Raw genomic sequence first — 26,099 nt, 5'->3', positions numbered from 1 at the left:
GAGTGCTCTTTCAGGCACTCCCAGTAAACGCTTACCCCCCACACGGTTGATCTTTTGCCCAGGCTGGGATGCTTGACCTGCGTACATCCAGTTTTCCGCGGAGGAGTGGTGCAGTGTCCGACGCCAACGCCCGGCCCGTGCTCGTGGTCGACTTCGGCGCCCAGTACGCCCAGTTGATCGCCCGCCGGGTGCGTGAGGCGCAGGTCTACTCCGAGGTCGTGCCGCACACCGAGCCGGTCAAGGAGCTGGTCGCCCGCGACCCGGCGGCGATCATCCTGTCCGGCGGGCCGGCCAGCGTGTACGCCGAGGACGCGCCCGCGGTCGACCCGGCCCTGTTCGAGACCGGCATACCGGTGTTCTCCATCTGCTACGGGTTCCAGGCGATGGCCCGCGAGCTGGGCGGCACCGTCGAGCCGACCGGGATCCGCGAGTTCGGGCGGACCGAGCTGACGGTGTCCGGCGGGGTCCTGCACGAGGACCTGCCCGGCAAGCACCCGGTGTGGATGAGCCACAACGACAGCGTCACCAAGGTCCCTTCGGGGTTCACGGTCACGGCGACCTCGGACGGCGCCCGGGTGGCCGGGTTCGAGGACGTCTCGCGGAAGTTCGCCGGGGTGCAGTACCACCCCGAGGTCGGGCACTCGCCGCACGGGCAGGAGGTGCTGCGGCGGTTCCTGCACGAGATCGCGGGCATCCGGCCACAGTGGACTGTCGCGTCTATTGTGGAGGATCAGGTCGCCGCGATCCGGGAGCAGGTGGGTTCCGGGCGCGCGGTCTGCGGTCTGTCTGGTGGCGTCGACTCGGCGGTGGCGGCCGCATTGGTGCAGCGGGCCATCGGCGACCGGTTGACTTGCGTGTTCGTCGACCACGGGTTGCTGCGGACCGGCGAACGGACTCAGGTCGAGCGTGATTTCGTTGCGGCCACTGGGGTTCACCTGGTGACCGTCGACGCGCGGGAGCGGTTCCTCACCGCGTTGGCGGGCGTGACCGACCCCGAGGAGAAGCGCAAGATCATCGGCCGCGAGTTCATCCGCGTCTTCGAACAGGCCGCGCGGGACATCAAGGCCGAGGGCGGCGTCGACTTCCTCGTGCAGGGCACGCTGTACCCCGACGTCGTCGAGTCGGGCGGCGGCGCGGGCGCGGCGAACATCAAGTCGCACCACAACGTCGGCGGCCTCCCGGACGACTTGAAGTTCCAGTTGGTCGAGCCGCTGCGGACGTTGTTCAAGGACGAGGTGCGCCGCGTCGGCCTGGAACTCGGGCTGCCGGAGACCATCGTGCACCGCCAGCCGTTCCCCGGCCCCGGCCTCGGCATCCGCATCATCGGCGAAGTCACCCAGCACAACCTCGACATCCTGCGCGCCGCCGACTCCATCGCGCGCGAGGAGCTGACCTCCGCGGGCCTCGACCGGGACATCTGGCAGTGCCCCGTTGTGCTGCTGGCCGACGTGCGAAGCGTTGGCGTGCAAGGAGACGGGCGGACTTACGGGCACCCGGTCGTGCTGCGGCCGGTGTCCAGTGAGGACGCCATGACCGCCGACTGGACGCGCCTGCCCTACGACGTCCTCGAACGCATCTCCACGCGCATCACCAACGAGGTCCCCGAAGTCAACCGCGTAGTCCTCGACGTGACGAGCAAACCCCCCGGCACCATCGAATGGGAATAATTTCGCCCATCCGAGCGAACCCCGTGCGAACGGCCCACTCGCACGCCTCATTCCCCCTCCACCCCCTCCCACCTCGATAGACTGGCACCGGGGCGCCCGCCCGAGGTGGGTGGGGGCGTGTGTGTTCCGCGATGGCAAAGCAAAACCCCTGGTGGCGGTGCCACCAGGGGTCTTTTGCTTGTGTACTAGCGGTTTCGGCGGCGGACGGAGCTGCCGAGGAGGAGCAGGCCCACGAGGACCGCACCGCCGGCGAGCAGCCACCGGGGGTCGAACGAGGGCAGCCAGGTCCGGCCGTCGGTCAACACGTAGGCGGCCATCAGCAAGGTCGCCACGCCGGCCAGCAGGGTCAGCAGGTCGAGGCGCTTGCGCTCCGGTGTCTCGTCGGGGTCAGCCACGGTGCACCTCCACGGTTCCTGAGCTGGCGCGGGCGTTGATGGTGATTGTCGGGCCTCCGAGTCCGTCGGTGCCGTTGTCCTGGGTGCTGAAGTGGATGTCCGCGCCGTTCTGCTCCTGGCCGAGGCATTCGACGGAGCCGAAGCTGGTGTCGCACATCACCTGGACGTCCGCGTTGGCCGGCACGCGCACGGAGACGTTGCCCAGGCCGACGTTGAGGTCGGTGACGACCGTGCCCATGGTGATGTTGGTCAGGTCGAGGTCGATGGAGCCGCCGCCGATGTCGTACGACGGCAGCACTTCCTGCGCGGTGGTCGGGCGCAACGAGATGTTGCCCCAGCGCTCGTCCAGGACGTTGCGGCCGTCCGGGCCGGTGGTGTTGGTCAGGACGAACCCGGCCAGCGCCAACGGAACCGCGAGACCGATCAGGCCCCGGCCGCCGCCGACCATCGACCCGAACACCATCCCGATCCCCAGCACCGCCAGCACGATGCCGACGATGTGCGGCGCGGTCAGGTAACCGGTGTACGGGGACACCAGCCACAGCCCGCCGCCGACGGCCAGTGCCGCGCCGAGGGTGATCCCGCCGACCTTCGTCGAGCGGCGCCGTTTAACGGGCGGCTCGGGTTCTGGTGTGGCGGGGGCAGGCTCGGGCAGGTCCCACGCGAACGGCGCGGCGCCGAGCGGGTCCCACGCGGGTGGGCTGGTGCGCGGCGGCTCCGGCAGGGTGACCGTCGGCGCGTCCGTCTGTGGCATCCCCAACGGCAGGGTCGGCTGGGGTGGCACCGGGTCCGTGGGCCGCGCGGAGGTCTGCTGGCCGAGCGAGGAACGGCTGCGGTGCAACAGGTACAGCGCGATGAGCAACAGGATCAGGCCCACCAGGCCGGTTCCCGTGCCGCTGAACGTCCAGAACGAGAACCCGATCGCGGTCAGGCACAACAGCACCGTGAAGAACGTCGACGTGCTGCTGCGACCCTGGTTGATCATGCCCATGAAGGGCGCTTCCTCGTCGTTCTGCTCCGGGAAGAACAGCCAGCAGGCCAGGTACAGCAGGATGCCCGCACCGCCGTAGAAGGCCGTCACTACGAACGCGACCCGCACGATCACCGGGTCGATGGCGTACCGGTTGCCGATGGCCGCCGCGACACCCGCCAGCTTCCGGCCGCGGCGCGGCCTGCGCGGCCGGCTGTTCCAGAAGTCCTTCAGCGTGTCCTCCGCGCCGGCCAGCGGATGGGGTTGCTGTCGCTGCGTTCCACTCACGGTAGCCAGGATGCAGCGAAAGGCCCGCTGACCACATCAGGGCACGCCCCTGAGCTTGTCCCCGGGGCGTTCCCTGATGACCGGGTTGCCCCGGCGTGTGACCATCTACATGTGGCTTTGCAGCTCCGACGCGACACCAACCTGGCCGCGGACCCCACGGTCCCGGAGATCCAACGGCTCTACCGCAGGAGAAACGGCCGGACGGTGGCCGGGATCGCCGGTGGCCTGGCCGATCACCTGGGTGTCGACGTGCTCTGGGTGCGCCTGGTGTTCGCCGCCGCGGCGATCGCGGGCGGCGCCGGGGTGATCGCCTACGGGCTGCTCTGGGCGTTCGTGCGGCAGCAGGACCCCGATGTCGAGTCCGCGCCGGTGTCGACGCGGGAACGCCAGCAGGCGATCGGCCTGATCGCGCTGGCCGTGGGTGCGGCGCTGGCGATCGGCTCGTTCGGCGGGACGGTCAGCGGCTGGGCCGCGGCCGCGCTGGTGATCACCGTCGTCGGTGGCGCGATCATCTGGCGCGAGGCGGACGAGGCCCAGCGCCGCAAGGACAAAGACGGCCACATGTTCTCCGGCGCGGGCCGGTCCGTGCTGGTGCGCGTGCTGTCCGGGGTCGCCCTGGTGATCACCGGTGTGGTCGGGTTCCTGCTCGAGGCCGCCGGCAACCTGAACACGCCGCAGCTGTTCATCGTGGTGGTGCTGACCGTGCTGGTCGGTGTCGCGGTGATCACAGTCCCGTGGTGGCTGCGCCTGATGCGCGACCTGAGCGACGAGCGCCGCCGCCGCATCCGCACCGAGGAACGCGCCGAGATCGCCGCCCACCTGCACGACTCGGTGTTGCAGACGCTCGCGCTGATCCAGAAGCAGGCCGACGCGCCCCGCGAGGTGCTGCGCCTGGCCCGCGGCCAGGAACGCCAGCTGCGGACCTGGCTCTACGGCCCCTCCGGGTACGGCCGCGACGAGAACGTGAACAACGGGCCGAGCCTGCTGTCCGAGGCGATCGAGATCGCCTGCGGCGAGGTCGAGGACACCTTCGCGGTCAAGGTCCAGCAGGTGGTCGTGGGCGACTGTGAACTGGACGAGGCGCTGACCGCGATGGTGCAGGCGACCCGGGAGGCGGCCGTCAACGCGGCCAAGCACGCCGGGGTGCCAGAGGTGAGCGTGTACGCCGAGGTCGAACACGATCGGGTGAACATTTTCGTCCGGGACCGGGGCAAGGGCTTCGACGAGAAGGCGGTCGGTGAGGACCGGCATGGCCTGGCCGACTCGATCAGGGGCAGGATGGACCGCAACGGGGGATCGGTCCGGCTGCGTACCGCCCCCGGTGAGGGCACCGAGGTGCACCTGGAGATGCCCAGGAGCCCGGTGCGGACCGCGGGAAGAGAGGCCAAGGCGTGAGCGAGACCGAGACCGAGAGCGGCACCAGGCGGGTGCGGGTCTTCCTGGTGGACGACCACGCGTTGTTCCGGGCCGGGGTCCGGACCGAGCTGGACTCGATCACCGACGAGGTCGAGGTGGTCGGCGAGGCGGGCACGGTCGGTGAGGCGGTGGCCGGCATCTCCGCGAAGCTGCCCGACGTCGTGCTGCTCGACGTGCACATGCCCGACGGCGGCGGGGCCGAGGTGCTGCGCCAGATGCGGCAGACCCACCCGGCCATCACATTCCTGGCGCTGTCGGTGTCCGACGCCGCCGAGGACGTCATCGCGGTCATCCGCGCCGGCGCCCGCGGATACGTCACCAAGACCATCTCCAGCCAGGAACTGGTCCGTGCGGTCGTGCGGGTGGCCGAGGGCGACGCGGTGTTCTCGCCGCGACTGGCCGGGTTCGTGCTGGACGCGTTCGCCGACCGGCCCGGCGCGGCCCCGATCAGCGACCCCGAACTGGACCTGCTGACCCCGCGCGAGCGGGACGTGCTGCGGCTGCTCGCGCGCGGCTACGCCTACAAGGAGATCGCGTCCGAGCTGTACATCTCGGTGAAGACGGTGGAGACGCACGTGTCCAGCGTCCTGCGCAAGACGCAGCTGTCGAACCGGTACGAGCTGTCCCGGTGGGCGTCGGATCGCCGTTTGGTGTAGTGCTCGTTGATCAAGCGAACGCGACCGGCCCGTCGATCTACGTCGACGTGTCCGCGCCGGCCGCGTGGGTGCGGCAGAACATCGGCGGCTGAGCCGTCAGCTCTGGTGGGCGTCGACCTGGGCGCCCACCATGGGCTGCTCCGGCACGAGGTCGGCCGGGCGCGGCTTCGGCTGCCAGCGGGTCAGGCCGACGCCGACCAGGACGACCACCATTCCGGCGATCACCCGCAGCGTGACAGGCTCGTGTAGCACGACGGCACCAAGCAGCACTGACACCACAGGCAGCAGGTAGCCAACAGTCGTAGCGGTGACGGGGCCCTCGTCCGCGATCAGCCGGTAGTTCACCGCGATCGCGACGCCGGTACCGAAGACCCCGAGGATCACGACCGCGATGACGCTCCACGGGTGCAGCGTGACCGGGGCGAAGCCGCCGATCGGCAGCGCCAGCACACTCAACCCGGTCGCGGGCACCAACTGCGCCGCGGACAACGCGATCGGCGTGCTGCCCCGGCCGGACAGTTGCCGCGCGATGTAGATGTAGGCAACGGCGTAGCTGGCCGCCGCGGCGAGGATCGCCAGCGCTCCCCAGCTCGCCAGGCCGTGCGACTGCCACGGCGCGAAGATCAAGAGGGTGCCGGCGAACCCGAGCAACAGGCCCAGCATCCGCACCGAGAACAGCTTGCGCTCGTCGCGAAGGAGTACGGCGATCAGCACCGCCCACAGCGGGGTGGTGGCGTTGAGCACCCCGGCGACCCCGGAGTCAACGGTCTGCTCACCGACGCCGAACAGGAAGAACGGCAGCGAGTTGCCGAAGAACGCGGCCACGGCCAGCTTCGCCCAGACCTTGCCGCCCCTGGGCAGCCGGTCGCGGCTGATCCAGCACATCACCAGCAGAACCGCGGTACCCAGCGCGATCCGCAGCAGCGCGAGCTGCGCGGGCGCGAACGACTGGAGTGCGAACTTGATCCACAAGAAGCTGGATCCCCACACCAACGCCAGAACCATCATCCGGATCAAGGTGCCCCTGCTGCCCATGGCACCAACGGTGCCGCAGCTAACTACGCAGGACAAGTGAATATAAGTGCACTAACCTTTAAGCAGAACTGTACGATCAGGTCATGCTCGACGTTCGCCGCATGCAGCTGCTCCGAGCCGTCGTGACCAGCGGTTCGGTCACTTCGGCCGCGGGCAACCTCGGCTATTCCCCGTCCGCCATCAGCCAGCAGCTGGCCGTGCTCGAACGGGAAGCCGGGACGCCCTTGCTGGAACGCGTCGGCAGGGGTGTGCGGCCGACCGCCGCGGGCCGGCTGCTGACCGAGCACGCCGAGATCCTCAGCCGGAACCTCAGCGACGCCGAGACCGCGCTCAAGGAGCTCAAGGCGGGCCGCACCGGACGCCTCTCGGTCCGCTACTTCGCCACGGCCGGTGTCGCCCTGGTGCCGCCGTCGCTCGCCCGCCTGCGCAAGGACCACCCGGGCGTGCAGATCGACCTCAAGCTGATCGACCCCGAGGACCCGTTGCCCGAGGTCGAGGCGGGCAACGCGGACGTGGCCATCGTGCTGCACCCCCGGCTCAAGACGTCCAGCTCGCTGCGGCTCGTGCACCTGTTGCGGGATCCGCTGCGGGCCGTGTTGCCGCGCGGGCACCGGCTGGCCGCCAAGCGCGTGCTCGACCTGGCCGACCTGGCCGAAGAGCCGTGGATCAGCGCGGAAGGGCAGGCCGGGCCCTGCTACGAGATCATCTCGGACGCCTGTGCCGCGGCGGGGTTCGCGCCGCATGTCGTCGTCGACGCGGAGGACTACGCGACCGCGCAAGGATTCGTGGCCGCCGGGCTTGGCCTGGCGCTCATCCCCCGGCTGGGGCTGGACACCACACATTCGGGTGTCATCGTCCGACGGGTGCGCAAACCGGAGCCGGTACGGGAGATCTACGCCGCGGTGCGCGAGGCGAACGCGGAAACGCCTGCGGTGCGGGCGTTCCTGACCGCGTTGCAGGAGGTCGCCAAGGCGGTGCCTGCCTGAGGCTCAGCCCTGGCTGAGGATCTGCCAGTCGTCGATCAGCAGCTTGTCACCCTGCTTGACCAGGAAGAACTTGTACCGCGGCTTCTCCTCGGAGCCGTCCTTGCCGTGGAACCGCAGCGTGCCGGTGACGGTGTTCTCGCTCTGGCTGGTGTCGCTGATCCGCACGTCGTCGAACTTGGCGTAGAAGTCGAAGAACGCCTTCTTGCCGCCGCTCTTGGCCTGGGCCTTCGGGCTGAGGTCGGCCCAGGCGGAGTCGGGGTCCTCCGGAAGCTTGTCGTAGTACCGCTTGACGAAGTTCTCGCCGTCCGCGAACGCGTCCTCGTCCTCGGTCGTCGTCGTGGTGGAGCTGGTCGTCGTGGTGGTCGAGGACGTCGTCGTCTTGGTCGAGCTCTTCGGCGTCGACGGCGGCAGCGTCTGGGTGACCGTCTGCTGCGTGGGCGTCGTGGCGCCGGTCGACGCGTTCGTGTTCGACGAGTTGGTGAACAGGCTGGCCACCAGCACACCCAACGCGGCCGCGGCGACGATCGCCAGCACGGTCAACAGGATCTTGCGGATGTCCGTGGACTTCTGGTCGGAGCCGGGCTGCTGCGGCGGCTCGTGGCTCACCGGCGGCACGGGGCGGCCGGTGCCGCTCGCGTTGACCGGGCCGAACCCGCCGGGCGGTGTTCTTCGCGGCTCCGCCAGCGGGTTCGCGTCCAGCCGGGTGACCGGGTGCTTCGCCGACGGCTGCGGCGGGACCGGCGGCGGCATCGGCGCGGGGATCGGGTTCGGGCGGTGCGCCACGGTCGGGCCGTCGTAGCTGCCGGACAGCAGGCCAGGTGGCACGGGACGGCCCGCGGCGATCGCGGTCAGCGCCTCCCGGGCCGCGGTCATCGACGGCCGCTCCTCGGGGTCGGTGCGCAGCAACCGCATCAGCAACGCGGTCAGCGGCCCGGCCTGGCGCGGCGGGGTGATCTTGCCCGCGGCGACCGCGTGCAGCAGCGCCAGCGTGTTCTCGCTCAACCCGAACGGGGAGTGCCCCTCGACACAGATGTACAGCGTGGAACCCAGGGAGAACACGTCCGACGCGGACGAGGGCTCCATGCCCTTGGCGACCTCGGGGGCCAGGTAGGCGGGGGTCCCGGCGAGCATGCCGGTGGCCGTCACGGTCACGTCGCCGACCGCGCGGGAGATGCCGAAGTCGGTGATCTTCACGCTGCCGTCGTCACCGAGCAGCACGTTGGCGGGCTTGATGTCCCGGTGCACGATCCCGGCGGCGTGCGCGGCCACCAGCGCGGTCGCCACCTCGGCGCCGATCCGGGCGGCCTCCTGGGGCGGCAACGTCATCCGCTCGTCCAGCACGGCGGCCAGGCTGCGGGACGGCAAGTACTCCATGACCAGCCACGGCTGGCCGTCCTCGTCCACCACGTCGTAGACGGTGATGGCGTTGGGGTGCTGCAGGCGGGCCGCGATCCGGCCCTCCCGCATCGATCTCAGCCGGCCCTCCTCCGCCTGAGCGGCGGTCAAACCGGGCTGGGTGAGCAGCTGCTTGACGGCGACCGTGCGATGCAACCGTTCGTCAAGTGCCTGCCACACGACGCCCATGGCACCGCTGCCGATGCGCTGCACCAGTCGGTATCGACCCGCCACCAGGCGGTGTTCGTCGGAGGGCAACGCCTAACTCCTGTACGGCTGGATAACTCGGTTATCAGTATGTCGTTTGAGATCGGGTCCAGGTTGCCCTGGGTCGGCCACCGTGTCAGCCGCCACCAGGATTGCCGCCACCCGGCGGAGGCCCGGACGACGAGGTAGCTCCCGACGACGTCGGAGTGGACTTCGTGGTCGTCGTCGTTGTGGTGGTCGTTGTCGTTGTGGTGGTCGTCGTTGTGGTGGTCGTCTTGGACGAGGTGGACTTCGGCGGCGCCTTCGTGGTGGTGGACGTCGTCTCGGTCGTCGACTCCGGAGTGGTGTAGGTCGGCAGCTGGCTGGTCGTGGTCTGGCTGCTGTTGACCGGCGACGGGCCGTTGTTCTCGCTCTTGCCCGGCCGGGCAGCGATCAGGTAACCGCTGATCGCGATGACCAGCGCCAGCGCCACCCCGCCGATGATCAGCGGACGCTTCGACGACGTGGGCGGCGGCGCCGCGGCCGGGCGGACACCGGTCCGCGAACCAGGTCCTGCGGCGGGCCGGACGCCCGTGCGTGAGTTCGGCGACGCCGGGCGGACCGCGGGACGCGACCGCTGCGAACCCGGGTTGATCGCTCTGGTCCTCGGGTCGGTGCCGGGTCCGGCGGCGAACAACGTCCTGGTCTCGGGCACCTCCGGGTGGTCGCCCCGGGCCACCGCGGCCAGCATGTCGCGGGCCTGCGCGGCGGTCGGGCGCTCCTCGGCCTCGGTCGCGAGTAACGAGATCAGCACGGGGGCCAGCGGTCCCGCGTAGCGCGGCGGGTTGATCTTGCCCGCGGCCACCGCGTGCAGCAGGCCCAGCGTGTTCTCGGACAGGCCGAACGGCGGCTCGCCCTCGACCGCGGCATAAAGCGTGGAGCCCAGGGAGAACACGTCCGTCGGCGGGGTCGGGTCCTTGCCGTAGGCGACCTCGGGGGCCAGGTAGGCGGGCGTGCCCGCGATCAGGCCGGTCTTGGTGACCGTGACGTCGTCGCTGGCCCGGGAGATGCCGAAGTCGGTGAGCTTCACCGCGCCGTTGTCGGCCAGCAGGATGTTGCCCGGCTTGATGTCCCGGTGCACGATCCCGGCGGCGTGCGCGGCGGCCAGCGCGGCGGCGATCTGCGCGCCGATCGCGGCGACCTCCTGCGGCGCCAGCGCCCCGCGCTCCTTCATCGCCGCGGCCAGGCTCTGGCTCGGCACGTACTCCATCACGAGCCACGGGGCGTCGTCCTCGTCGACGACGTCGAACACCGTGACGGCGTTCGGGTGGTGCAGCTTCGCGGCGATCCTGCCCTCACGCTGGGTGCGTTCCAGCGCCTCGTCGATCTCGTCGGCGGACAGGCCCGACTGCAGCAGCACCTGCTTGACGGCGACGACCCGGTTCAGCCGCTCGTCGCGCGCCTGCCAGACCACCCCCATCGCGCCGGTGCCGATGCGGTGCAGTAGCCGGTAGCGACCGGCGACCAGTCGGCCTTCGTCGCTCACGACACCTCCTTGCCCGCGAACAGCTCGCCGGCGATCTTCCCAGACAGGCTGACTCCCCGTTGCGCCCCGGATGCGGGCAACGGGCCTCCAGGCTATGCGCTCACTCTTCGCGCGCGGCCAGAAGACCGTTACCTGGATACGAAGCACATCGGGGTCACGTAGCGCCCTGGCCACGAGATGAGACCAACGCCACACGGGCCCGATCGCTCGAGCGCGCCCAGCTTAGCCCGAACGGGGGGAGCGGTGGTGACGCGAGGTACCCATTCCGCCCAAGTCGCCCCCACGTCGGGTGAGAGGACCACCGATCCGGATGACCCCATATTCCAGCCTCACCCACCTGGCCCCGGCCACCAACTCCAACTACGCCCTGACTCGGCCGCGGCCCTCATTCCCCCTGGGCCGCCGCCCGCTTGACGCCCCGTCCACTCCGCCTCACCCCGCTGCGCCTGGCTTGGCCGCGCCGGTCGTTTCCGGCCGCGACACGCGCAGCCTCGCCCCGCCGAGAACCATCACACGCTGGTGCAGCGAGGCTGGCCGCGTGGCGCGGGCCGGAAATGACCGGCTTCTGGCGGACAAGCCGCGCCCGAGCGGAGCGAGGGCAATCCAGCACAGCGCGGGCCGGAATGACCGGCTCCCGGCGGCCAAGCCCGTCCGAGCGAGCGAGGACAAATAAATGTGGTGAAGGCCACCCGGTTCGTATCCGGATGGCCTCCACCAGGGGAGAAGCTCAGCTCTGCTGCGCGGAGATGATCTCGGCGCCGGTGATGCGCTGCGGCATGGTCTCGGTCAGCCGCAGCAGCTGCTGGACCCGCGCGGTCCCGCCGTTGGGCAGGACCATCGACACGACGGCGAGCAGGGTGCCGTCGGTGCGCTGCTGGACGTCCAGCACCTTGATGCCGCGGACCTGGGTCCACGAGTCGACGAAGTGCGACAGGTCGCTGGTGCGCAGCACGCTGTCCAGCAGCCCGAGCGCCTGGCTCGGCTGGCTGGCCAGCAGGTCGTAGTAGCGGCGGACCAGCTCGGCGTTCACCGGCTCCTGGGTCACCTGGTGGCCGGTGACCGGCCGTTTGGGCTCCGGCTGGGCCACCCGGCCCGCACCGGGGCTGTCGACCGACGCGGCGGCCGAGCCGGTGTTCGGGGCGGGCAGCTCGGTGGTCACCTTGCGCTCGGGACCGGTGGCCGTGCCCAGCGTGAAGAGGTTCGGCAGCATGGCCTGCTCATCGGTCATCTCGATGGCGGGCCGGGCGGCTGCGTCGGTCGCGGCCTGGCGCTTGGTGGTGATGATCGAGGCCGCGGCGACGGACGCGCAGAGCACTGCGGCCGCCACGCCCAGGCCGGCCAGCTTGGCCAGCTGCTTGGTGCGGGCGGGCGTGCGCCGGTGCGTGTTGGGAGCCGGGTCCTGGCGTGACGGCTCCGGCTCGCGCATGACCATTTCCTCGGTCTGCGGCTCGTCGTCACGGGAGGGCAGGCGAACCGGGGTCGGCCGGTTCTTGATCAGCTCCGCAACGGTGATCGACCCGGCTCGCATGTGCCGGCGACCAGACGTCGGACGCTCCACTGGTAGTACTTCCTTGCTCGTGTGTCTGCTGCGCTTGGTGTCGAGTACCCGGTGACCGGTGCTTCACCCGTTCGGGTTGAGTAGCGGCGCAGCCTGTAGCTCGATCGGGCCAGCGGTAACCGCTGGCACACTCCGTATCGGCTCGTTCGGCCCAATACTTAATGGGTAACTTCGGAACTGATCTTCGGGTTGCTGCCGGATGTGAATCTCAGCTTCCTGACCTCGGTGATCGTGGATCCGTCGGTCTTGGTGATCTTCACCTCACTGACGGTCGTCCCCTGGTTGGGGTCGATGCTCATCCGCCGCACCTGGACCGACCGGATGCCGGCGTACCGGCGCTTGAAGGCGTCCTCACCCTGCAGGTACATGTCCCCGGTGGTCATCTTGTAGGCCGCCGAGGGGTTGGCGGTGACCTGCTTGTAGTAGGTCTCGGTGCGGTCGCCGATCTCCTTGGGGTCGTTGACCGCGAAGACCCGGGGCGGGGTGGTCTCCCGGATCGGCGGCGGCGCGGGCGCCTCGGAGGTAGGACTTTCACTCGACGGTGTGACGGGTGTCACATTGGTCGTGCCGCTGCTCGCGGGCCGGTGCGGCGGGCTCGACATCAGGCTGGAGCGCTGCTGTTGCTCGGGGCGCTTGCTCGGCGTCGGCTTGGGCGTGCTGCCGACGCCGGTCTCCGACGGGGTCTCCAGCAGCAACGGCATGCTGGGGAACCCGGGCAGCGCGTCGATGCCGCCGGGGTTGCGCGACCGGCCCATCAGCGTGGACGCGGCGAAGATCAGGCCGAACACCACCAGCATGGAGGCGCCCACCGCGAACCAGGCGGCCCGCCGCCAGCTGCGCGGCGGCGTGACGCTGGCCGGGATGCTGCCCAGGTCGAACTTGCGCAGCCCCGGCACGGTGATCTCGGCCGGGACCTCGGGCTCCAGGCGGGCGTGAGCGGGTGCGTGCAGCTGCTGCACCTGAGGCGTCCACGTGCCGGTCCCATGCCGGTGGCGTCCGTGTTCCGGCTGCTGCTCCCCGCTGGTCATACTCCTGTGACCCTTCTCACTGCCTGTCATGACGTGATCACCGAAGATCACATCCAGGCGGTCACCGGTCCGGAGTGACCGGCGCTGGCTCGGGTTCTCATTCCCGCAGCCTAAGCGCTGCCGGTTCGTGAAGAACCGCAGGTAGGGCCACAAATCCAACGTCACACAACAGAGTGAATTCTCTTGACAGCCCTGGCTTGGCGCGGCCAAACCAGGGCGCTCCCGGCGGGAGGGCGCGTCTCTACCGGTCGGTCTTGTAGCGCTTCTGGGTGGACTCCAGGGCCTTGACGGCCACACCGCCGGAGCCCGCACCCAGCAGGATCGCCAGGACGTCCATGAAGTCACCGCCGCTGGTGAACCACAGCGCGATCAGGGCGCCGATCGTGGTGCCCGCCGCGATCGGCCACCGGCTCTGCACGTACTGGGCGACGGGGCCACCCCCGGCCCGCCGCTTCGCGGCCGAGTTCAGCATGGCGAGGTAACCCGCGTGCCCGAGCGCGGCCACGATGGCCACCAGGGCGACGATCACGGCGATCAGCTGCAGCATGACACCAGTGTGCCCGTTTCCGCGCCGCCACGGATGGGTGATCGCCCTGATCGTTGCCCTGAAGTTCCCCGCGTGTCCCACATCCGCCGCCCCCGTGTCCCACGTTGACGGACCCCGTTTTCCCCATTCGTCCGCCCAGAGGTTCCCGCCGACGGGGAACTTGGGGGCGGCGAGTGTGGGACACACCCTCGCCGGGTGTGGGACATGCGGGGTGTCAGCGTCCCAGGCGGCCGCGGCCCATGTTCAGCAGCGCCATCGCTAGCTGCCTGCCCTCGGGCCCCAGCTCGCGGTAGCGGGCCAGCACGTCCATCTCCCGGTTGTAGACGATCCGCGGGCCGCCCGCGGCCATCCGCGCGGCGCCGATCGTCTTGGACACCTCCACCCGGCGTTTCACCAGCCGCAGGATCTCCGCGTCCAGCCAGTCGATCTCCTTGCGCAGCTCGGCGATCTCCTCGGCCGCCGGGAGCTCGGCGGCGGGAGTGGCATCGTCCTTGGTGGTGGGGGTCATCGGCTCGTCCGTTCCGTACTGGAGGCCAGGCCCGGGAAGACGAAGCCCCCGGGTCCGAGGACTCCGGGGGCTCGTGGTGTCTGTTGGCGTCAGGCAGCCACGGGAACCGGAGTCCGGGTCCCGTAAAAAAAGTAAAAGCGGCCTGTCAGCACGAACTCATCTTGACACAAGACGGCGGCCGCCGTCGAGGCGGGCCCGCACCGCCAGATGGATCAACAGGCTGACCGCCAGGAAGGTCATCGGGAACACCGGCCAGAAGAACGGCGCTCCCGAGTACACCCAGCGGACGATCACCAACGTGCTGACCAGCAGGACGATCCCGGCGTGCACCGCGAACGCCAGCCACCCCCATGGCGGCGCCACCGCCACGGGGCGCGGCAGGTCCCGGGTCAGCTCGGCGAGTTCATGCCGGTAGCGGGCGGCGTACACCCGCGCCAGCCGCTCCTCGGTCTCGGTGATGGTGAGCCGGCCTTCGCCGCCGGCGGTCTGGACGATGGAGGCGACATCGGCGCGTTCCGCGTCGGACGCCAGGACCTGCTCGGTAGTCATACCCCCATGGTCGACGGGACGGCCTCACGCGTCGTCGGCTGAGGAGCGGCTGTTTCCGCTACGTCCTCTGACGTATCCACGCGCTTGAGCAGCTTGCCCATCACGAACGCGCCGATCACCACCCCGCCGAGGACCATCGCCCAGGACAGCAGCCCCGAGTCGACGAACTGGCTGGCCCCGCTGAGCGCGGCCCCGACCGCGGTCCACAGCGCCGCCCACACCACGGCGGAGATCGCCCCGAACAAGGTGAACCGCCGCAACGGCATCCGCAGCGCCCCCGCCAGCACCGGCGCGAGGGTGTGCGCCACCGACACGAACCGGGCGGTCACCAGGAGCAGGCCGCCGTTGTCCCCGACCAGCTTCTCGGCCTGCTCCCACCGCTTGGCCCCCGCCTTGCGGCCGATCCACCCGTGCCGCACCGCCGGTCCCATCCAGCGGCCGATCGCGTAGCCCCCGAGCTGTCCGGCGAGGCATCCCGCGGCCGCCACCACCCCGGCGATGGGCGACCACGACACGTGCAGCACCCCGATGCACGCGCCCACGAGCACTTCCCCCGGCAGGACCACACCGACGACCAGGGTGGTTTCCAGGAACGACAGCACGAAGATCGTCACCAGCACGAGTACTGGCGACAGTGCTGTCAGGTCCGGCATCAGATCCTGGAACACCCTCTGGCCCCCTTCGTCTCTCCCCGTCCTTACGCACTTCAGACTGTCGCGCGTGGACGGCATCCGGATCAGGGAGCAGCCCCGAAAGATCCCGGAAACCGTCCCTGAACACCCGGTGACACCCCCTAGGTCCAGGGGACACCACGGCCTCTACCTGGGCCAACTCATTTACGGCCAGTTCTATGCCCGACGAACTTGGCTGGATGAAGCCAGCGAGACTGCACACCTGTGCGAGTCGTGTGGGGCTTTGCCGGCCGGGGCGGGTACGGTTTAACGCGATGAGCGCGCTGTTCGAGCTTCCCGGAACCACTCCCGTCGACCCGGCTGTCGCCGCCCTGCTCGAGGGCCTCAACGACCGGCAGCGTCAGGCCGTCGAGCACAGCGGCACGCCGCTGCTCGTGGTCGCGGGCGCGGGCTCGGGCAAGACCCGGGTGCTGACCAGGAGAATCGCCTACCTGCTGGCCGCGCGGGACGTGCACCCCGGCCAGATCATGGCGATCACGTTCACCAACAAGGCCGCCGCGGAGATGAAGGAACGCGTGGCCGACCTGGTGGGCGGCCGCGCACGGGTGATGTGGGTGTCCACGTTCCACTCGATGTGCGTGCGGATCCTGCGCCGCGAGGCCAAACAGCTCGGCATGTCGTCGAACTTCTCGGTGTACGACTCGGACGACACCCGGCGGCTGATCACGTTGGTGGCCAGGGATCTCGATCTGGACCCGAAGCGCTACACCGCGCGCTCGCTGGCCGTGCAGATCTCGAACCTGAAGAACGAGCTGGTCGACCACGAGGCCGCCGCGGGCCGCGCCACCAACGACTTCGAGCGCCGGGTCGCCGAGGTCTACGGCGCCTACCAGAACCGGTTGTCGCAGGCCAACGCGTTCGACTTCGACGACCTGATCATGCGCACGGTCGAGCTGCTGCAGGCGTTCCCGGACGTCGCCGAGTACTACCGGCGGCGGTTCAGGCACGTGCTAGTCGACGAGTACCAGGACACCAACCACGCGCAGTACATGCTGGTCCGCGAGCTCGTGGGCACCGGCGAGAACGGCGTCGAGCCGGGCGAGCTGTGCGTGGTCGGCGACGCGGACCAGTCGATCTACGCCTTCCGCGGCGCGACGATCCGCAACATCGAGGAGTTCGAGCGGGACTACCCGCAGGCCACCACGATCATGCTGGAGCAGAACTACCGCTCCACACAGACGATCCTGTCCGCGGCGAACGCGGTGATCTCGCGCAACGAGGGCCGCAAGGACAAGCGGCTGTGGACCGACCACGGCGACGGCGAGAAGATCGTCGGCTACGTCGGTGACAACGAGCACGACGAGGCCGCGTTCGTGGCCGGTGAGATCGACAAGCTGGTCGACCAGGGCGACGCGCGCAACGGCGACATCGCGGTGTTCTACCGGACCAACAACCAGTCGCGCGTGTTCGAGGAGATCTTCATCCGCCTTGGCCTGCCGTACAAAGTGGTCGGCGGGGTGCGGTTCTACGAGCGGCGCGAGGTCCGCGACGCGTTGGCGTACCTCAGGGTTCTCGCCAACCCGGAGGACACCGTCTCGCTGCGCCGGATCCTGAATGTGCCCAAGCGCGGCATCGGCGACCGGGCGGAGGCCGTGGTCGCCACGCACGCCGAGCAGGAGCGGATCTCGTTCAACGCGGCCATGCGCAAGGCCGTCACCGGTCAGGTGCCGCTGCTCAACCCGCGGTCGGAGAAGGCCATCGCCGGGTTCGTGGAGCTGCTGGACTCGTTGCGGTCCCAGCTGGACGACGGGCTTGGCGTGGCCGAGCTGCTCGAGGCGGTCATCGACCAGACCGGCTACCAGGCCGAGCTGGAGGAGAGCGAGGACCCGCAGGACGCCACCCGGCTGGACAACCTGCGGGAACTGGTCACGGTCGCGCGCGAGTTCGCCCAGTCCCCGCCGCCGGTGGACGACGAGGAGACCGCGCCGCAGGAGGGTTCGCTCGAGGCGTTCCTGGAGCGGGTGTCGCTGGTCGCGGACGCCGACCAGGTGCCGGACGCGGAGTCCGACGGGGTGGTCACGCTGATGACCCTGCACACCGCGAAGGGCCTGGAGTACCCGGTGGTGTTCTCGACCGGTTGGGAGGACGGGGTTTTCCCGCACCAGCGGGCCCTGGGCGACCCGGTCGAGCTGGCCGAGGAACGGCGCCTCGCGTACGTCGGCATCACGCGTGCGCGCGAACGGCTGTACCTGTCGCGCGCGATCACGCGGTCCGCGTGGGGGCAGCCGTCGACCAACCCGGCTTCCCGGTTCCTGGACGAGATTCCGGCCGAGCTGCTGGACTGGCGGCGGATGGCGCCGGTGCGCCGGTCGTCGGGTCCGTCCGCGGCGACCACGTGGAGCCGCACCGGTTCGGACTCCGCGCAGGCCCGGATCGCCGCGCAGGGCATGAAGACCACCTCGTTCAAGGGGTGGAAGGACGTGCCCGCGCTGAAGCTGGAAGCAGGCGATCGGGTGAATCACGACAAGTACGGGCTGGGCACCGTGGTGGCCACCGACGGCACCGGCCCGCGCGCCACGGCGACCATCGATTTCGGCAGCGCGGGCACAATCCGGCTGATGCTGATCGGCAGCGTTCCCCTGGTCAAACTCTAGGCTGACCGAAGACTCAGGGACTCCTTACGGGTGTTCCCGGATGCGTGCGGCCCCCGACGGGTTCAAGATCTGTTCTTGGAATCTCGGGGGAACCTTTCCGAGTCGAGGTACTAACGCGCGTTACGGAGAATTCGTGAACACCAAACCCATCCAGGACGCAGTCAGTAACTGGTTCAAGCGCACCGCGGGCGGGCCCGAGCGGCCGGTCATGTTCGACATCGACCAGACCTACCCGGCCCTGCGGCGACTCGACAACGGGTATTCGGACATCCGGGCCGAACTGGAGGAGGTGTTGAAGAATCGGGACGTTCTGCCCGCGTATCACGATCTTGATCCGGACCAGGCGGACATCTCCAACGTCACGCCGAAGGAGTGGAAGATCTACTACCTGTGGGCAATGGGCGAGCGGGCCGAGCCGAATGCCTCCAAGTGCCCCAAGACGGCCGCTCTGGTCGGTTCGATCCCGAATGTCTTCCAGGCGTTCTTCTCGATTCTGGAGCCGGGCAAGTCGATCCCGGAGCACGAGGGCCCGTATTGCGGCTACCTGCGTTACCACCTCGGCCTGATCGTTCCGCCGGACTCGCCGCCGCGGATCCGCGTGCACGACCAGTGGTACACCTGGCAGGAGCAGCAGAGCGTGCTGTTCGACGACAGCTGGAACCACGAGGTCACCAACACTAGCACCGGTGAGCGCATCGTGCTGATCGTGGACGTCCTGCGGCCGATGCCGTTGCCGCAGACCATCGTCAACCACGGCGTGGCCCGCGTCGCCCGCTACGTCTACGGCCGCAAGGTCCTCAAGCGCGCCGCCGACGGCGCGGCCGCCACAGCCACTCACTGAGTCGACGACCGGGGGCCGGGGATCGAACCGGCCCTCGCTCAGGTGTTCCGAAATTGTCAGACCCCTGTGCTTAGCTTCCGGACATGCAGATCACCAAGCACAGGGCAGCACAGTGGACGAGATCCTGTTCCGCGCGCTGGACGAGCGCGTTCGCGGCCATCTGGACGAAGTGGACCGCCTCGCCGCCACCACTCACCCGGCCCGCACCGCCGTCGAGCTCCACCGCCTCACCACCGCCTGGCGAACCCTCCTCGACCTCCACACGCCCACCGCCACGCGCCGCACCAACCGCTGTCCCGTCTGCCGCACACCAGGAATGTGTCCAGTCTGGAAGGTCGCCACAGCCATCTTCGTTCCCTGATCTCCGCCGTGCGCGAGCGACATCCGTCGTGGTGCGGACGGCCGTCCTTGCCCTGAGATCCCTTGTCGCCCAGGCACATTCTGCACAGTTGTCAGTTCACTGTGGTCCGTCGTCACCGCGGCTGCCAGCCCTGAAGGCTGCGCTTCCCTTGGCATGGTGGCATTCCGGTGTGGACCTGAGCGAGCCACCAGCGAGCTTTGACCTGCCGACGCTGTGGGCCACCGGTCGGAAACTGCTGCGTGCCTTGGCATCGCGGCCCGTCGATGTCGCCTGCACGTGTACTGCTCAGCTGTCGCCGAGCTCAGCTGGATCGCCCTGGTGCGTGGATGCGCGGCAGCAGGACATCGAACTGCCTCGCCGACCGACTATGGCGAGCGTGCCTTCCTCCACCACCCGATCAGCCGGGAGACAGGCGAGTTGTGCGGTGCCGCCGACACGGGCAGGTCGTCGGAATGCCAGGCGGCCCTTGGTATCGCGGCTCTCCCATGCCTGCAGCGCACCTTTTCCGGGGCGGAGTTCGCCGGTGGCCCAAGGAAGAAGGCAGCGGTCGCTCGAGCCGGTGGACCTGTCGATCGTGGATCCCCGTCCGGCAAGCGGATTCTGCGAGCCGGCGCGGAAGGCGGGTCCACGGCACTTGGCGCTGCGGCGTTCGTGTACACGCCACGCACATTCCGCCGTCAGGCTGCGGACTGGCAAAAGTCCGTCTTCAGCGGCAGTCGGTCACACAGGGAGTCCGGCGTCGACCAAGCTCCGCAAGGCGTCATGGACGTCGCCGTGGCTCAGCATGAGATCTCGAGCAAGCAGCCCGCGTCGCGGACACCGTGCCGTTGGGTGGGGTCAGAGCTGGATGCCGCGCGCGGCGAGCCAGGGCTTGGGGTCCATCTTGCGGCCGCTGGCGTCCCAGATCTCGAAGTGGCAGTGGGTGCCGGTGGACTGGCCGCGGTTACCCATCCGGGCGATCTGGTCGCCGGCCTTGACCCGGGCGCCTTCCTTGACCGTGATGGAGTCCATGTGGCCGTAGACGCTGATGGTGCCGTCGGCGTGCTGGATGCGCACCCACAGGCCGAACCCGCTGGCCGGACCGGCCTCGATCACCACGCCGTCGGTGACCGCGACGATGGGCGAGCCGAACACGCCGGCGATGTCGATGCCGAAGTGGGTCGTGCCCCACCGGTAGCCGAAGCCGGAGGTGAACACACCCTGGGCGGGCTTGACGTACTTGGGCCGGGACGCCTCGAGCTTGTCGGCGGTCTCCTTGGCCGTGCGGTTGGCGAGCAGCTGCGCGCTCTGGGTCAGCTTCTGGGCCTCGACGCCGCCGTCGGTCGTCCGGGCGACCGTGAGGATCTCGGGAGCGGAGGAGCCTTCACCACCCACACCGCCGAACGCGGCGGCGGCGTCAGTGCCGGTCAGGGGAGCGATGTCGTCGCTCGCGGTCGCGGCGCCACCCTTGAGGGTCTGGCCGGCCGCGGCCGCGGCGAAAGCGCCGAGAGCGACGGCCGCGACGACCACGCGGCCGCGCAGGGCCGGAGGGGGCGCGGGGAGCCGGTGGACTCCACGTCCGCCGCGACGGTCATCCTCCGAGGTGCGTTCGAGCGCCTCGATGACCACCGCAGACTGCTTCTGGCCGCCGGGGGAGCGGTGCTGAGACAAAGCCTGCCCTTCTGCCTCGGGGAGATCCGGGCGGGCGCACCTCGGCTCGCGGGGACGAGCTCTGGCGTGGACACCGGGCGGGGGATCCCGGGTGAGTGGCTCGGGGCACCACTCCGTCCAGCCGTGACCGGACCGTGACAACGGACCCGGGGACAGTAACGAAGGGAGACAGCCCACGGCAACTTCCCTGACGCGCGTTGTGCCGTTCAGGTTGCCGCCGAAAGTTGATATGCAGTGGTTATTACCCAAAGTTAAGGCGACATAACACGACAGGATGTGACCTGCGTTACGCCAACCGGGCGGTTGCGGCCCTGGTGACAACCCGGCAAGGCGGACACCTTGGGCAAAAGCGGCGTTCCACGGACTGCGCCGCCGGACATTCCATAACAGTTGCCCGCGTGCCGCCAAGAAATTTCGCCGCATGCATACCGGAGAGGAGACCACCTGCGAACTGAGCCGACCTGTCCGGACAGGGACGGCCGACCGTGATGCCGTCTCGGCGGGACCGCACGACCTTGTTAGGTTGGGCGCGATGAGTTCCCGGACCCGATCTTCGGAGAACCGGCCGTCGCGGCGGGCATCTGACCCGGCCGCCGACGACCCGGAGGCCGCCGGGCGCGACACCGCGCCGGCCGCCGAGCCGCCCACCCGGTTGCCCGCACCGCTGTTGCTGCGGGTCGCGATCATCGTCGCGGCGTGCGGAGCCGTCCTGACCGCAGCCGGACCACTCCTCGGTGTGCTGGACCCGGATCCAGGCGCCGCGTACAGCAGCGGCTTCGTCCTGGTGCTGCTCGCGGTGCTCCCGGTCGTCCTGGCCGGTGGCCTGGTGGCCGCCGGGCGCCCCATCGGGGCCGCGGGAGTGCTGACCGGCGCCGGCCTGCTCGGACTCGGGCAGGCGGTGAACGACCTGCAGTTCGCGGTGGACGGCCTGGTCGCGCCCCGGCCGGAGCTGGCCGTGCCGACGAGCCTGCAGCCGCCGCACACCGGCGTGGGGACCTGGCTCCTCATCGCCGGGCACGTGCTGGCCCTGGCCGCGGGCGCGCTGGTGCTGGTCCGCGCCGGATCGGTGCCCGGGACGGCGGTCGCGGCCGAGTTCGAAGAGGACAACGGCCAACGCAAGCAGCTGCTCGGCGGCGGGCTGGCCTTCGGTGGCCTGGCCGCGCTCGGGCTGCTGATGCCGGCCTACACATCCGACAACGCCTTCCTGCTCGCGCGGGACCTGCTGAACGGGTCGACCGTCGTGATGGTCGGCGGCCTGCTGGTCGTCGTGGCCGTGCTGCTCGGGAGCGTGCTCGCCGGCACGGCGGGCTCCGCGAAGTTCGGCCGCGGCATCCTGGCCGGGCTCGGCCTGGCGGTGCTGGCCGCGGTGCTGCCGGTGCAGATCGCGGGCATGGCCGTCGACTGGCTGCACACCGACTGGCGGTCCTACTGGGCGACGGCCGGAGCGGTCGGCATGCTCGCGACAGCGGTGTGGCCCGCGGGCTATGTGCCGTGGCGCCGCGCGCACCACGACGAACCGGTGGAGCGCAACGCCAACCGGTTGCACCTGGCCGCGGGCGTGCTGGCGATCGTGGCCGGTGTGTTCGCGATCCTCGGCCGCACCACGAACTTGTTCGTCGTCGAGGTGCCGACGGACGCGCCGATCAGCCAGACGGACATCTCCATCCTGCTGTCCGGCGTGAACCCGGAGACCTACGCGAACCGGTTGCTGGTCCCGGCCGCGGTCCTGCTGATCGCGGTGGGCGTCCTGCTGCTGATCCGGCCGATCGCGGGGGTCGTGCGCCCGGTGCTGAGCGTCGGCTGGGTGGCGATCCCGTTGGCCGGGCTGCCCGCGCTCGAAGCGGCGGCGACGGCGACCGGCACGAGCCACGCGATCCAGTCCGGCGCCGGTGTGGTGTGGACGGTGCTGGCCCTCCTGGTCTCCACGGCCGCTGGGCTGGTCGCGGCCGTGGCGGGCGGCATCGAACGCGAGGACGTCGACCTCACCGAGCGGACGACGAACACGATCCTGGCGGCCCCGGCCGCCGGGGCGGTGTTGTTCGCCATCGGTGCCTTCGCCCTGCCCACAATGCGCGCTGAGACGTTCGTGGCACCGGGTCTGGTGGCGAACTTCAGGCTGGCGTCGTGGGGTCTGTGGCTCGCGCTGATCGCGGTGACCTTGGTCGCCGGGGCTGCCACGCGCAGCCGTCCTTCGCGTGCGGCGGCGCTGTTGTTCGGCGCGGCCGCGGTCGTCGGCGTGCACGTTCTCGAGTACCCGATGACCAGCGCCCGTGCGGAGGACGCGAGCATCGCCGCGGGGACGTGGCTGTCGCTCGCCTGCATCGCCGCGTTGATCATCAGCGCGTTCGTGGCGCTGGCGGTGCACACCGACCGCCGATGATCCGGCTGCTGCTCGTCGAACTGGACCCGGACGACCACGACACCCGGGCGCTCGCCCGCGCGCTGCGCGACGAGGGCGCTGAGGTCGTCTACACAACCGCGGGCACCGCCGACGAGGTCGTGATCACCGCGGCGCAGGAGGACGTGCGCGCGGTCGGGTTCGCCGTACGCACCGACGAGCAGCGTCGGCTTGCGGCCGAGGCCGCCCGCGAAGTCGTGGTGTTCGCCACTGCCGCGCAGGACGAGCCGGACCTGCGGCAAGCCGGTGTGGCGGCGGTTTTCCAGACAGGGGCGGCAGATCACGTCGTCGCGTGGGCCGGGAAACTCGGTTGACCGCGGCGCCCGGTCACATGCGGTGACCGACCTCACCAGGTCCGGCGCCCCGGCCTGCGAAACACCTCGCTAGGGTCTTTGCGTCCAACGCAGTGCGCATATGGTGGAGCAGGAGCTCTCAGTGGACCTGTACGAGTACCAGGCGAAGGACCTCTTCGCCGCCCACGGAGTGCCGGTACTGCCGGGCTCCGTGGCCGACAACCCCGAAGACGCCAAGGCGATCGCGGCCGAGCTCGGCCAGACCGTCGTGGTCAAGGCCCAGGTCAAGACCGGTGGCCGCGGCAAGGCCGGTGGCGTGAAGCTGGCCGACGACCCGGCCGACACCGAGGCCAAGGCACAGCAGATTCTCGGCCTGGACATCAAGGGCCACATCGTCCGCCGGGTGCTGGTCGTGCCCGCGTCGGACATCGCCGAGGAGTACTACTTCTCGTTCCTGCTCGACCGGGCCAACCGCAAGTTCCTCGCCATGGCGTCCGTCGAGGGCGGCATGGACATCGAGGAGGTGGCCGCCACCAAGCCGGAGGCGCTGGCCAAGGTCCTGATCGACCCGATCGAGGGCGTGGATCTGGCCAAGGCGAACGAGATCGTGGCGCAGGCGAAGTTCCCCGAGGCCGTGGCCGGGAAGGTCGCCGAGGTCATCGTCAAGCTGTGGGACGCCTTCGTCGCCGAGGACGCCACCCTGGTCGAGGTGAACCCGCTGGTCCGCGACCCGCAGGACCAGATCATCGCGCTGGACGGCAAGGTCACGCTGGACGAGAACGCGGCGTTCCGGCACCCCGCGCACGCCGACCTGGTCGACGTCGCCGCCGAGGACCCGCTGGAGGCCGCGGCCAAGGCCAAGGACCTCAACTACGTCAAGCTCGACGGCCAGGTCGGCATCATCGGCAACGGCGCGGGCCTGGTCATGTCCACTTTGGACGTCGTGGCCTACGCGGGCGAGCAGCACGGCGGCGTCAAGCCCGCCAACTTCCTGGACATCGGTGGTGGCGCGTCGGCCGAGGTGATGGCCAACGGGCTGGAGATCATCCTGTCCGACCCGGACGTGCGCAGCGTCTTCGTGAACGTGTTCGGCGGCATCACCGCGTGCGACGCGGTCGCCAACGGCATCGTGCAGGCCTTCAAGCTGCTGGAGTCCCGCGGTGAGGCGGTCAGCCGCCCGATCGTGGTCCGGCTGGACGGCAACAACGCCGAGGAGGGCAGGCGCATCCTCACCGAGGCGGCGCTGCCCGGCCTCGAGCAGGTCGACACCATGGACAACGCGGCCGACAAGGCCGCCGCACTTGCTGCTGCGGGGGCGTGACACAGATGGCCATCTTCCTCAACGAGAACTCCAAGGTCATCGTCCAGGGCATGACCGGCTCCGAGGGCACCAAGCACACCAAGCGGATGCTCAAGTCGGGCACGAACATCGTCGGCGGCGTGAACCCGCGCAAGGCCGGCACCGAGGCCGACATCGACGGCACCCTGATCCCGGTGTTCGGCTCGGTGGCCGAGGCGATCGAGAAGACCGGCGCGGACACCTCGGTGATCTTCGTTCCGCCGAAGTTCGCCAAGGACGCCGTGCTCGAGGCGATCGACGCCGAGATCGGCCTGGCCGTGGTGATCACCGAGGGCATCCCGGTGCACGACTCGGCCTACTTCTGGGCGCACGCTGTCGCCAAGGGCAACAAGACCCAGATCATCGGGCCGAACTGCCCCGGCGTGATCTCCCCCGGCAAGTCCAACGCGGGCATCATCCCGGCGGACATCACCGGCCCCGGCAAGATCGGCCTGGTGTCCAAGTCCGGCACGCTGACCTACCAGCTCATGTACGAGCTGCGCGACATCGGCTTCTCCTCGGCCGTGGGCATCGGCGGCGACCCGGTGATCGGCACGACGCACATCGACGCGCTGAAGGCGTTCCAGGACGACCCGGAGACCGAGCTGATCGTGATGATCGGTGAGATCGGCGGGGACGCCGAGGAGCGCGCGGCGGCGTTCATCAAGGAGAACGTGACCAAGCCGGTCGTCGGCTACGTCGCGGGCTTCACGGCGCCGGAGGGCAAGACGATGGGCCACGCCGGCGCCATCGTGTCGGGCTCCGCGGGCACCGCCGCCGCCAAGAAGGAGGCCCTCGAGGCCGCCGGTGTGAAGGTCGGCAAGACCCCGAGCGAGACCGCGGCCCTCGCCCGCGCCATCGTCGAAGGCTGACACACCACCCAGCACCACCCGGAAGGCCGGGCACCACCAGGTGCCCGGCCTTTCGCATACCCGCCCACCCAGCCTGCGCACGCCGCGACGAGCGTCCCCGCCCGAGGGGGACCCCCACTTTCAACGCTGACATCAGGGGAGTGTGGGGTGGGAGGGGGTGGGGATGGGATGTGGACAAGTCCCGGGATGAGGGAGAGATCGGTGCTCTCGGCCGGGATCCCCCGACTTCCACGCTACGCGGGGGGACTGACATTTTCGGGGGTTGGGGTGGGAGTGGGTGAGGCTTTACGCGGGTGTGGGTATGGCTGGTGTAGCGTCCGGGCCTGCCC

The 26,099-nt window shown here is 69.8% G+C and carries 23 protein-coding genes; 11 read left to right on the top strand and 12 right to left on the bottom strand.

Features of this window, described 5'->3' with window-relative positions:
• Positions 1-113: 113 nt before the first annotated feature.
• Positions 114-1,667: a glutamine-hydrolyzing GMP synthase gene (gene guaA / locus AB0J95_RS35230; RefSeq protein ID WP_364767970.1), complete on the top strand. Its 1,554-nt coding sequence runs from the start codon at positions 114-116 to the stop codon at positions 1,665-1,667.
• A 185-nt stretch (positions 1,668-1,852) separates the two neighbouring features.
• Here the strand turns inward: guaA and AB0J95_RS35225 are convergent, their stop codons facing one another.
• A complete protein-coding gene (locus tag AB0J95_RS35225) occupies positions 1,853-2,062 on the bottom strand; it encodes a hypothetical protein (protein ID WP_364767967.1) in 210 nt (69 codons plus the stop codon).
• The gene (locus tag AB0J95_RS35220) at positions 2,055-3,320 is read right to left on the bottom strand and encodes a PspC domain-containing protein (protein WP_364767964.1); all 1,266 of its coding nucleotides are present in this window, start codon (positions 3,318-3,320) and stop codon (positions 2,055-2,057) included. The genes AB0J95_RS35225 and AB0J95_RS35220 overlap by 8 nt, the downstream gene beginning before the upstream one ends.
• 117 nt (positions 3,321-3,437) lie before the next feature.
• Between AB0J95_RS35220 and AB0J95_RS35215 the strand changes: the two genes are divergently transcribed.
• Together AB0J95_RS35215 and AB0J95_RS35210 are read left to right on the top strand one after the other, a co-directional pair.
• Positions 3,438-4,715 (top strand): PspC domain-containing protein, encoded by a 1,278-nt coding sequence (locus tag AB0J95_RS35215; RefSeq protein WP_364768578.1) that lies wholly within the window; start codon positions 3,438-3,440, stop codon positions 4,713-4,715.
• Positions 4,712-5,392, top strand: coding sequence for a response regulator transcription factor (locus tag AB0J95_RS35210; RefSeq protein WP_364767961.1), 681 nt, complete (start codon positions 4,712-4,714; stop codon positions 5,390-5,392). Before AB0J95_RS35215 ends, AB0J95_RS35210 begins: the two co-directional genes overlap by 4 nt.
• Before the next feature lie 96 nt (positions 5,393-5,488).
• Here the strand turns inward: AB0J95_RS35210 and AB0J95_RS35205 are convergent, their stop codons facing one another.
• Positions 5,489-6,427 (bottom strand): DMT family transporter, encoded by a 939-nt coding sequence (locus AB0J95_RS35205; RefSeq protein ID WP_364767958.1) that lies wholly within the window; start codon positions 6,425-6,427, stop codon positions 5,489-5,491.
• Positions 6,428-6,510: 83 nt separating this feature from the next.
• Here AB0J95_RS35205 and AB0J95_RS35200 point away from each other — a divergent pair, with 83 nt between their 5' ends.
• Positions 6,511-7,413, top strand: coding sequence for a LysR family transcriptional regulator (locus AB0J95_RS35200; protein ID WP_364767955.1), 903 nt, complete (start codon positions 6,511-6,513; stop codon positions 7,411-7,413).
• A gap of 3 nt (positions 7,414-7,416) precedes the next feature.
• Here AB0J95_RS35200 and AB0J95_RS35195 read toward each other — a convergent pair whose 3' ends face one another.
• The 8 genes from AB0J95_RS35195 to AB0J95_RS35160 all read right to left on the bottom strand — a co-directional run bounded on the left by AB0J95_RS35195 (position 7,417) and on the right by AB0J95_RS35160 (position 15,398).
• Positions 7,417-9,021: a serine/threonine-protein kinase gene (locus AB0J95_RS35195; protein WP_364768575.1), complete on the bottom strand. Its 1,605-nt coding sequence runs from the start codon at positions 9,019-9,021 to the stop codon at positions 7,417-7,419.
• A gap of 130 nt (positions 9,022-9,151) precedes the next feature.
• Complete coding sequence (locus tag AB0J95_RS35190) at positions 9,152-10,540, bottom strand: serine/threonine-protein kinase (RefSeq protein WP_364767952.1); 1,389 nt, start codon at positions 10,538-10,540, stop codon at positions 9,152-9,154.
• Positions 10,541-11,267: 727 nt separating this feature from the next.
• Positions 11,268-12,068: a hypothetical protein gene (locus AB0J95_RS35185; protein WP_364767950.1), complete on the bottom strand. Its 801-nt coding sequence runs from the start codon at positions 12,066-12,068 to the stop codon at positions 11,268-11,270.
• Between the two features lie 188 nt (positions 12,069-12,256).
• Complete coding sequence (locus AB0J95_RS35180; RefSeq protein WP_364767948.1) at positions 12,257-13,126, bottom strand: hypothetical protein; 870 nt, start codon at positions 13,124-13,126, stop codon at positions 12,257-12,259.
• 241 nt (positions 13,127-13,367) lie between these two features.
• Entirely contained in the window at positions 13,368-13,673 is a 306-nt protein-coding gene (locus AB0J95_RS35175) for a hypothetical protein (RefSeq protein WP_364767945.1), read from the bottom strand.
• Between the two features lie 214 nt (positions 13,674-13,887).
• A complete protein-coding gene (locus tag AB0J95_RS35170) occupies positions 13,888-14,181 on the bottom strand; it encodes a chorismate mutase (RefSeq protein ID WP_364767943.1) in 294 nt (97 codons plus the stop codon).
• A gap of 156 nt (positions 14,182-14,337) precedes the next feature.
• Entirely contained in the window at positions 14,338-14,730 is a 393-nt protein-coding gene (locus tag AB0J95_RS35165; RefSeq protein WP_364767941.1) for a DUF1707 domain-containing protein, read from the bottom strand.
• On the bottom strand, positions 14,727-15,398 hold the full coding sequence (locus tag AB0J95_RS35160; RefSeq protein ID WP_364767939.1) for a DedA family protein: 672 nt from the start codon (positions 15,396-15,398) through the stop codon (positions 14,727-14,729). The genes AB0J95_RS35165 and AB0J95_RS35160 overlap by 4 nt, the downstream gene beginning before the upstream one ends.
• Positions 15,399-15,676: 278 nt before the next feature.
• On the opposite strand from AB0J95_RS35160, the gene pcrA reads away from it, so the two are divergent.
• The 3 genes from pcrA to AB0J95_RS35145 all read left to right on the top strand — a co-directional run bounded on the left by pcrA (position 15,677) and on the right by AB0J95_RS35145 (position 19,218).
• Positions 15,677-18,016: a DNA helicase PcrA gene (pcrA, locus tag AB0J95_RS35155; RefSeq protein WP_364767936.1), complete on the top strand. Its 2,340-nt coding sequence runs from the start codon at positions 15,677-15,679 to the stop codon at positions 18,014-18,016.
• Positions 18,017-18,149: 133 nt separating this feature from the next.
• Positions 18,150-18,857, top strand: a complete 708-nt coding sequence (locus tag AB0J95_RS35150) for an aspartyl/asparaginyl beta-hydroxylase domain-containing protein (RefSeq protein ID WP_364767933.1) — start codon at positions 18,150-18,152, stop codon at positions 18,855-18,857.
• A gap of 112 nt (positions 18,858-18,969) precedes the next feature.
• Complete coding sequence (locus AB0J95_RS35145; RefSeq protein WP_364767930.1) at positions 18,970-19,218, top strand: hypothetical protein; 249 nt, start codon at positions 18,970-18,972, stop codon at positions 19,216-19,218.
• A gap of 837 nt (positions 19,219-20,055) precedes the next feature.
• Here AB0J95_RS35145 and AB0J95_RS35140 read toward each other — a convergent pair.
• Complete coding sequence (locus AB0J95_RS35140; RefSeq protein WP_364767927.1) at positions 20,056-20,826, bottom strand: M23 family metallopeptidase; 771 nt, start codon at positions 20,824-20,826, stop codon at positions 20,056-20,058.
• A gap of 574 nt (positions 20,827-21,400) precedes the next feature.
• Here AB0J95_RS35140 and AB0J95_RS35135 point away from each other — a divergent pair.
• From AB0J95_RS35135 to sucD, 4 genes are all read left to right on the top strand, one after another.
• Complete coding sequence (locus AB0J95_RS35135; protein ID WP_364767924.1) at positions 21,401-23,248, top strand: hypothetical protein; 1,848 nt, start codon at positions 21,401-21,403, stop codon at positions 23,246-23,248.
• Positions 23,245-23,580: a methylmalonyl-CoA mutase gene (locus AB0J95_RS35130; protein ID WP_364767921.1), complete on the top strand. Its 336-nt coding sequence runs from the start codon at positions 23,245-23,247 to the stop codon at positions 23,578-23,580. Before AB0J95_RS35135 ends, AB0J95_RS35130 begins: the two co-directional genes overlap by 4 nt.
• 121 nt (positions 23,581-23,701) lie before the next feature.
• Positions 23,702-24,880 (top strand): ADP-forming succinate--CoA ligase subunit beta, encoded by a 1,179-nt coding sequence (gene sucC, locus AB0J95_RS35125; RefSeq protein ID WP_364767918.1) that lies wholly within the window; start codon positions 23,702-23,704, stop codon positions 24,878-24,880.
• 5 nt (positions 24,881-24,885) lie between these two features.
• The gene (gene sucD / locus AB0J95_RS35120; protein ID WP_364767915.1) at positions 24,886-25,770 is read left to right on the top strand and encodes a succinate--CoA ligase subunit alpha; all 885 of its coding nucleotides are present in this window, start codon (positions 24,886-24,888) and stop codon (positions 25,768-25,770) included.
• The last annotated feature ends 329 nt before the right edge of the window (positions 25,771-26,099 follow it).

Origin of the sequence: Actinocrispum sp. NPDC049592 (assembly GCF_040675465.1) — a bacterium.
Lineage (GTDB): Bacteria > Actinomycetota > Actinomycetes > Mycobacteriales > Pseudonocardiaceae > Kibdelosporangium.
Note: the sequence above shows the minus strand (reverse complement) of the source record. Positions and strands in the feature narration are given on the sequence as shown.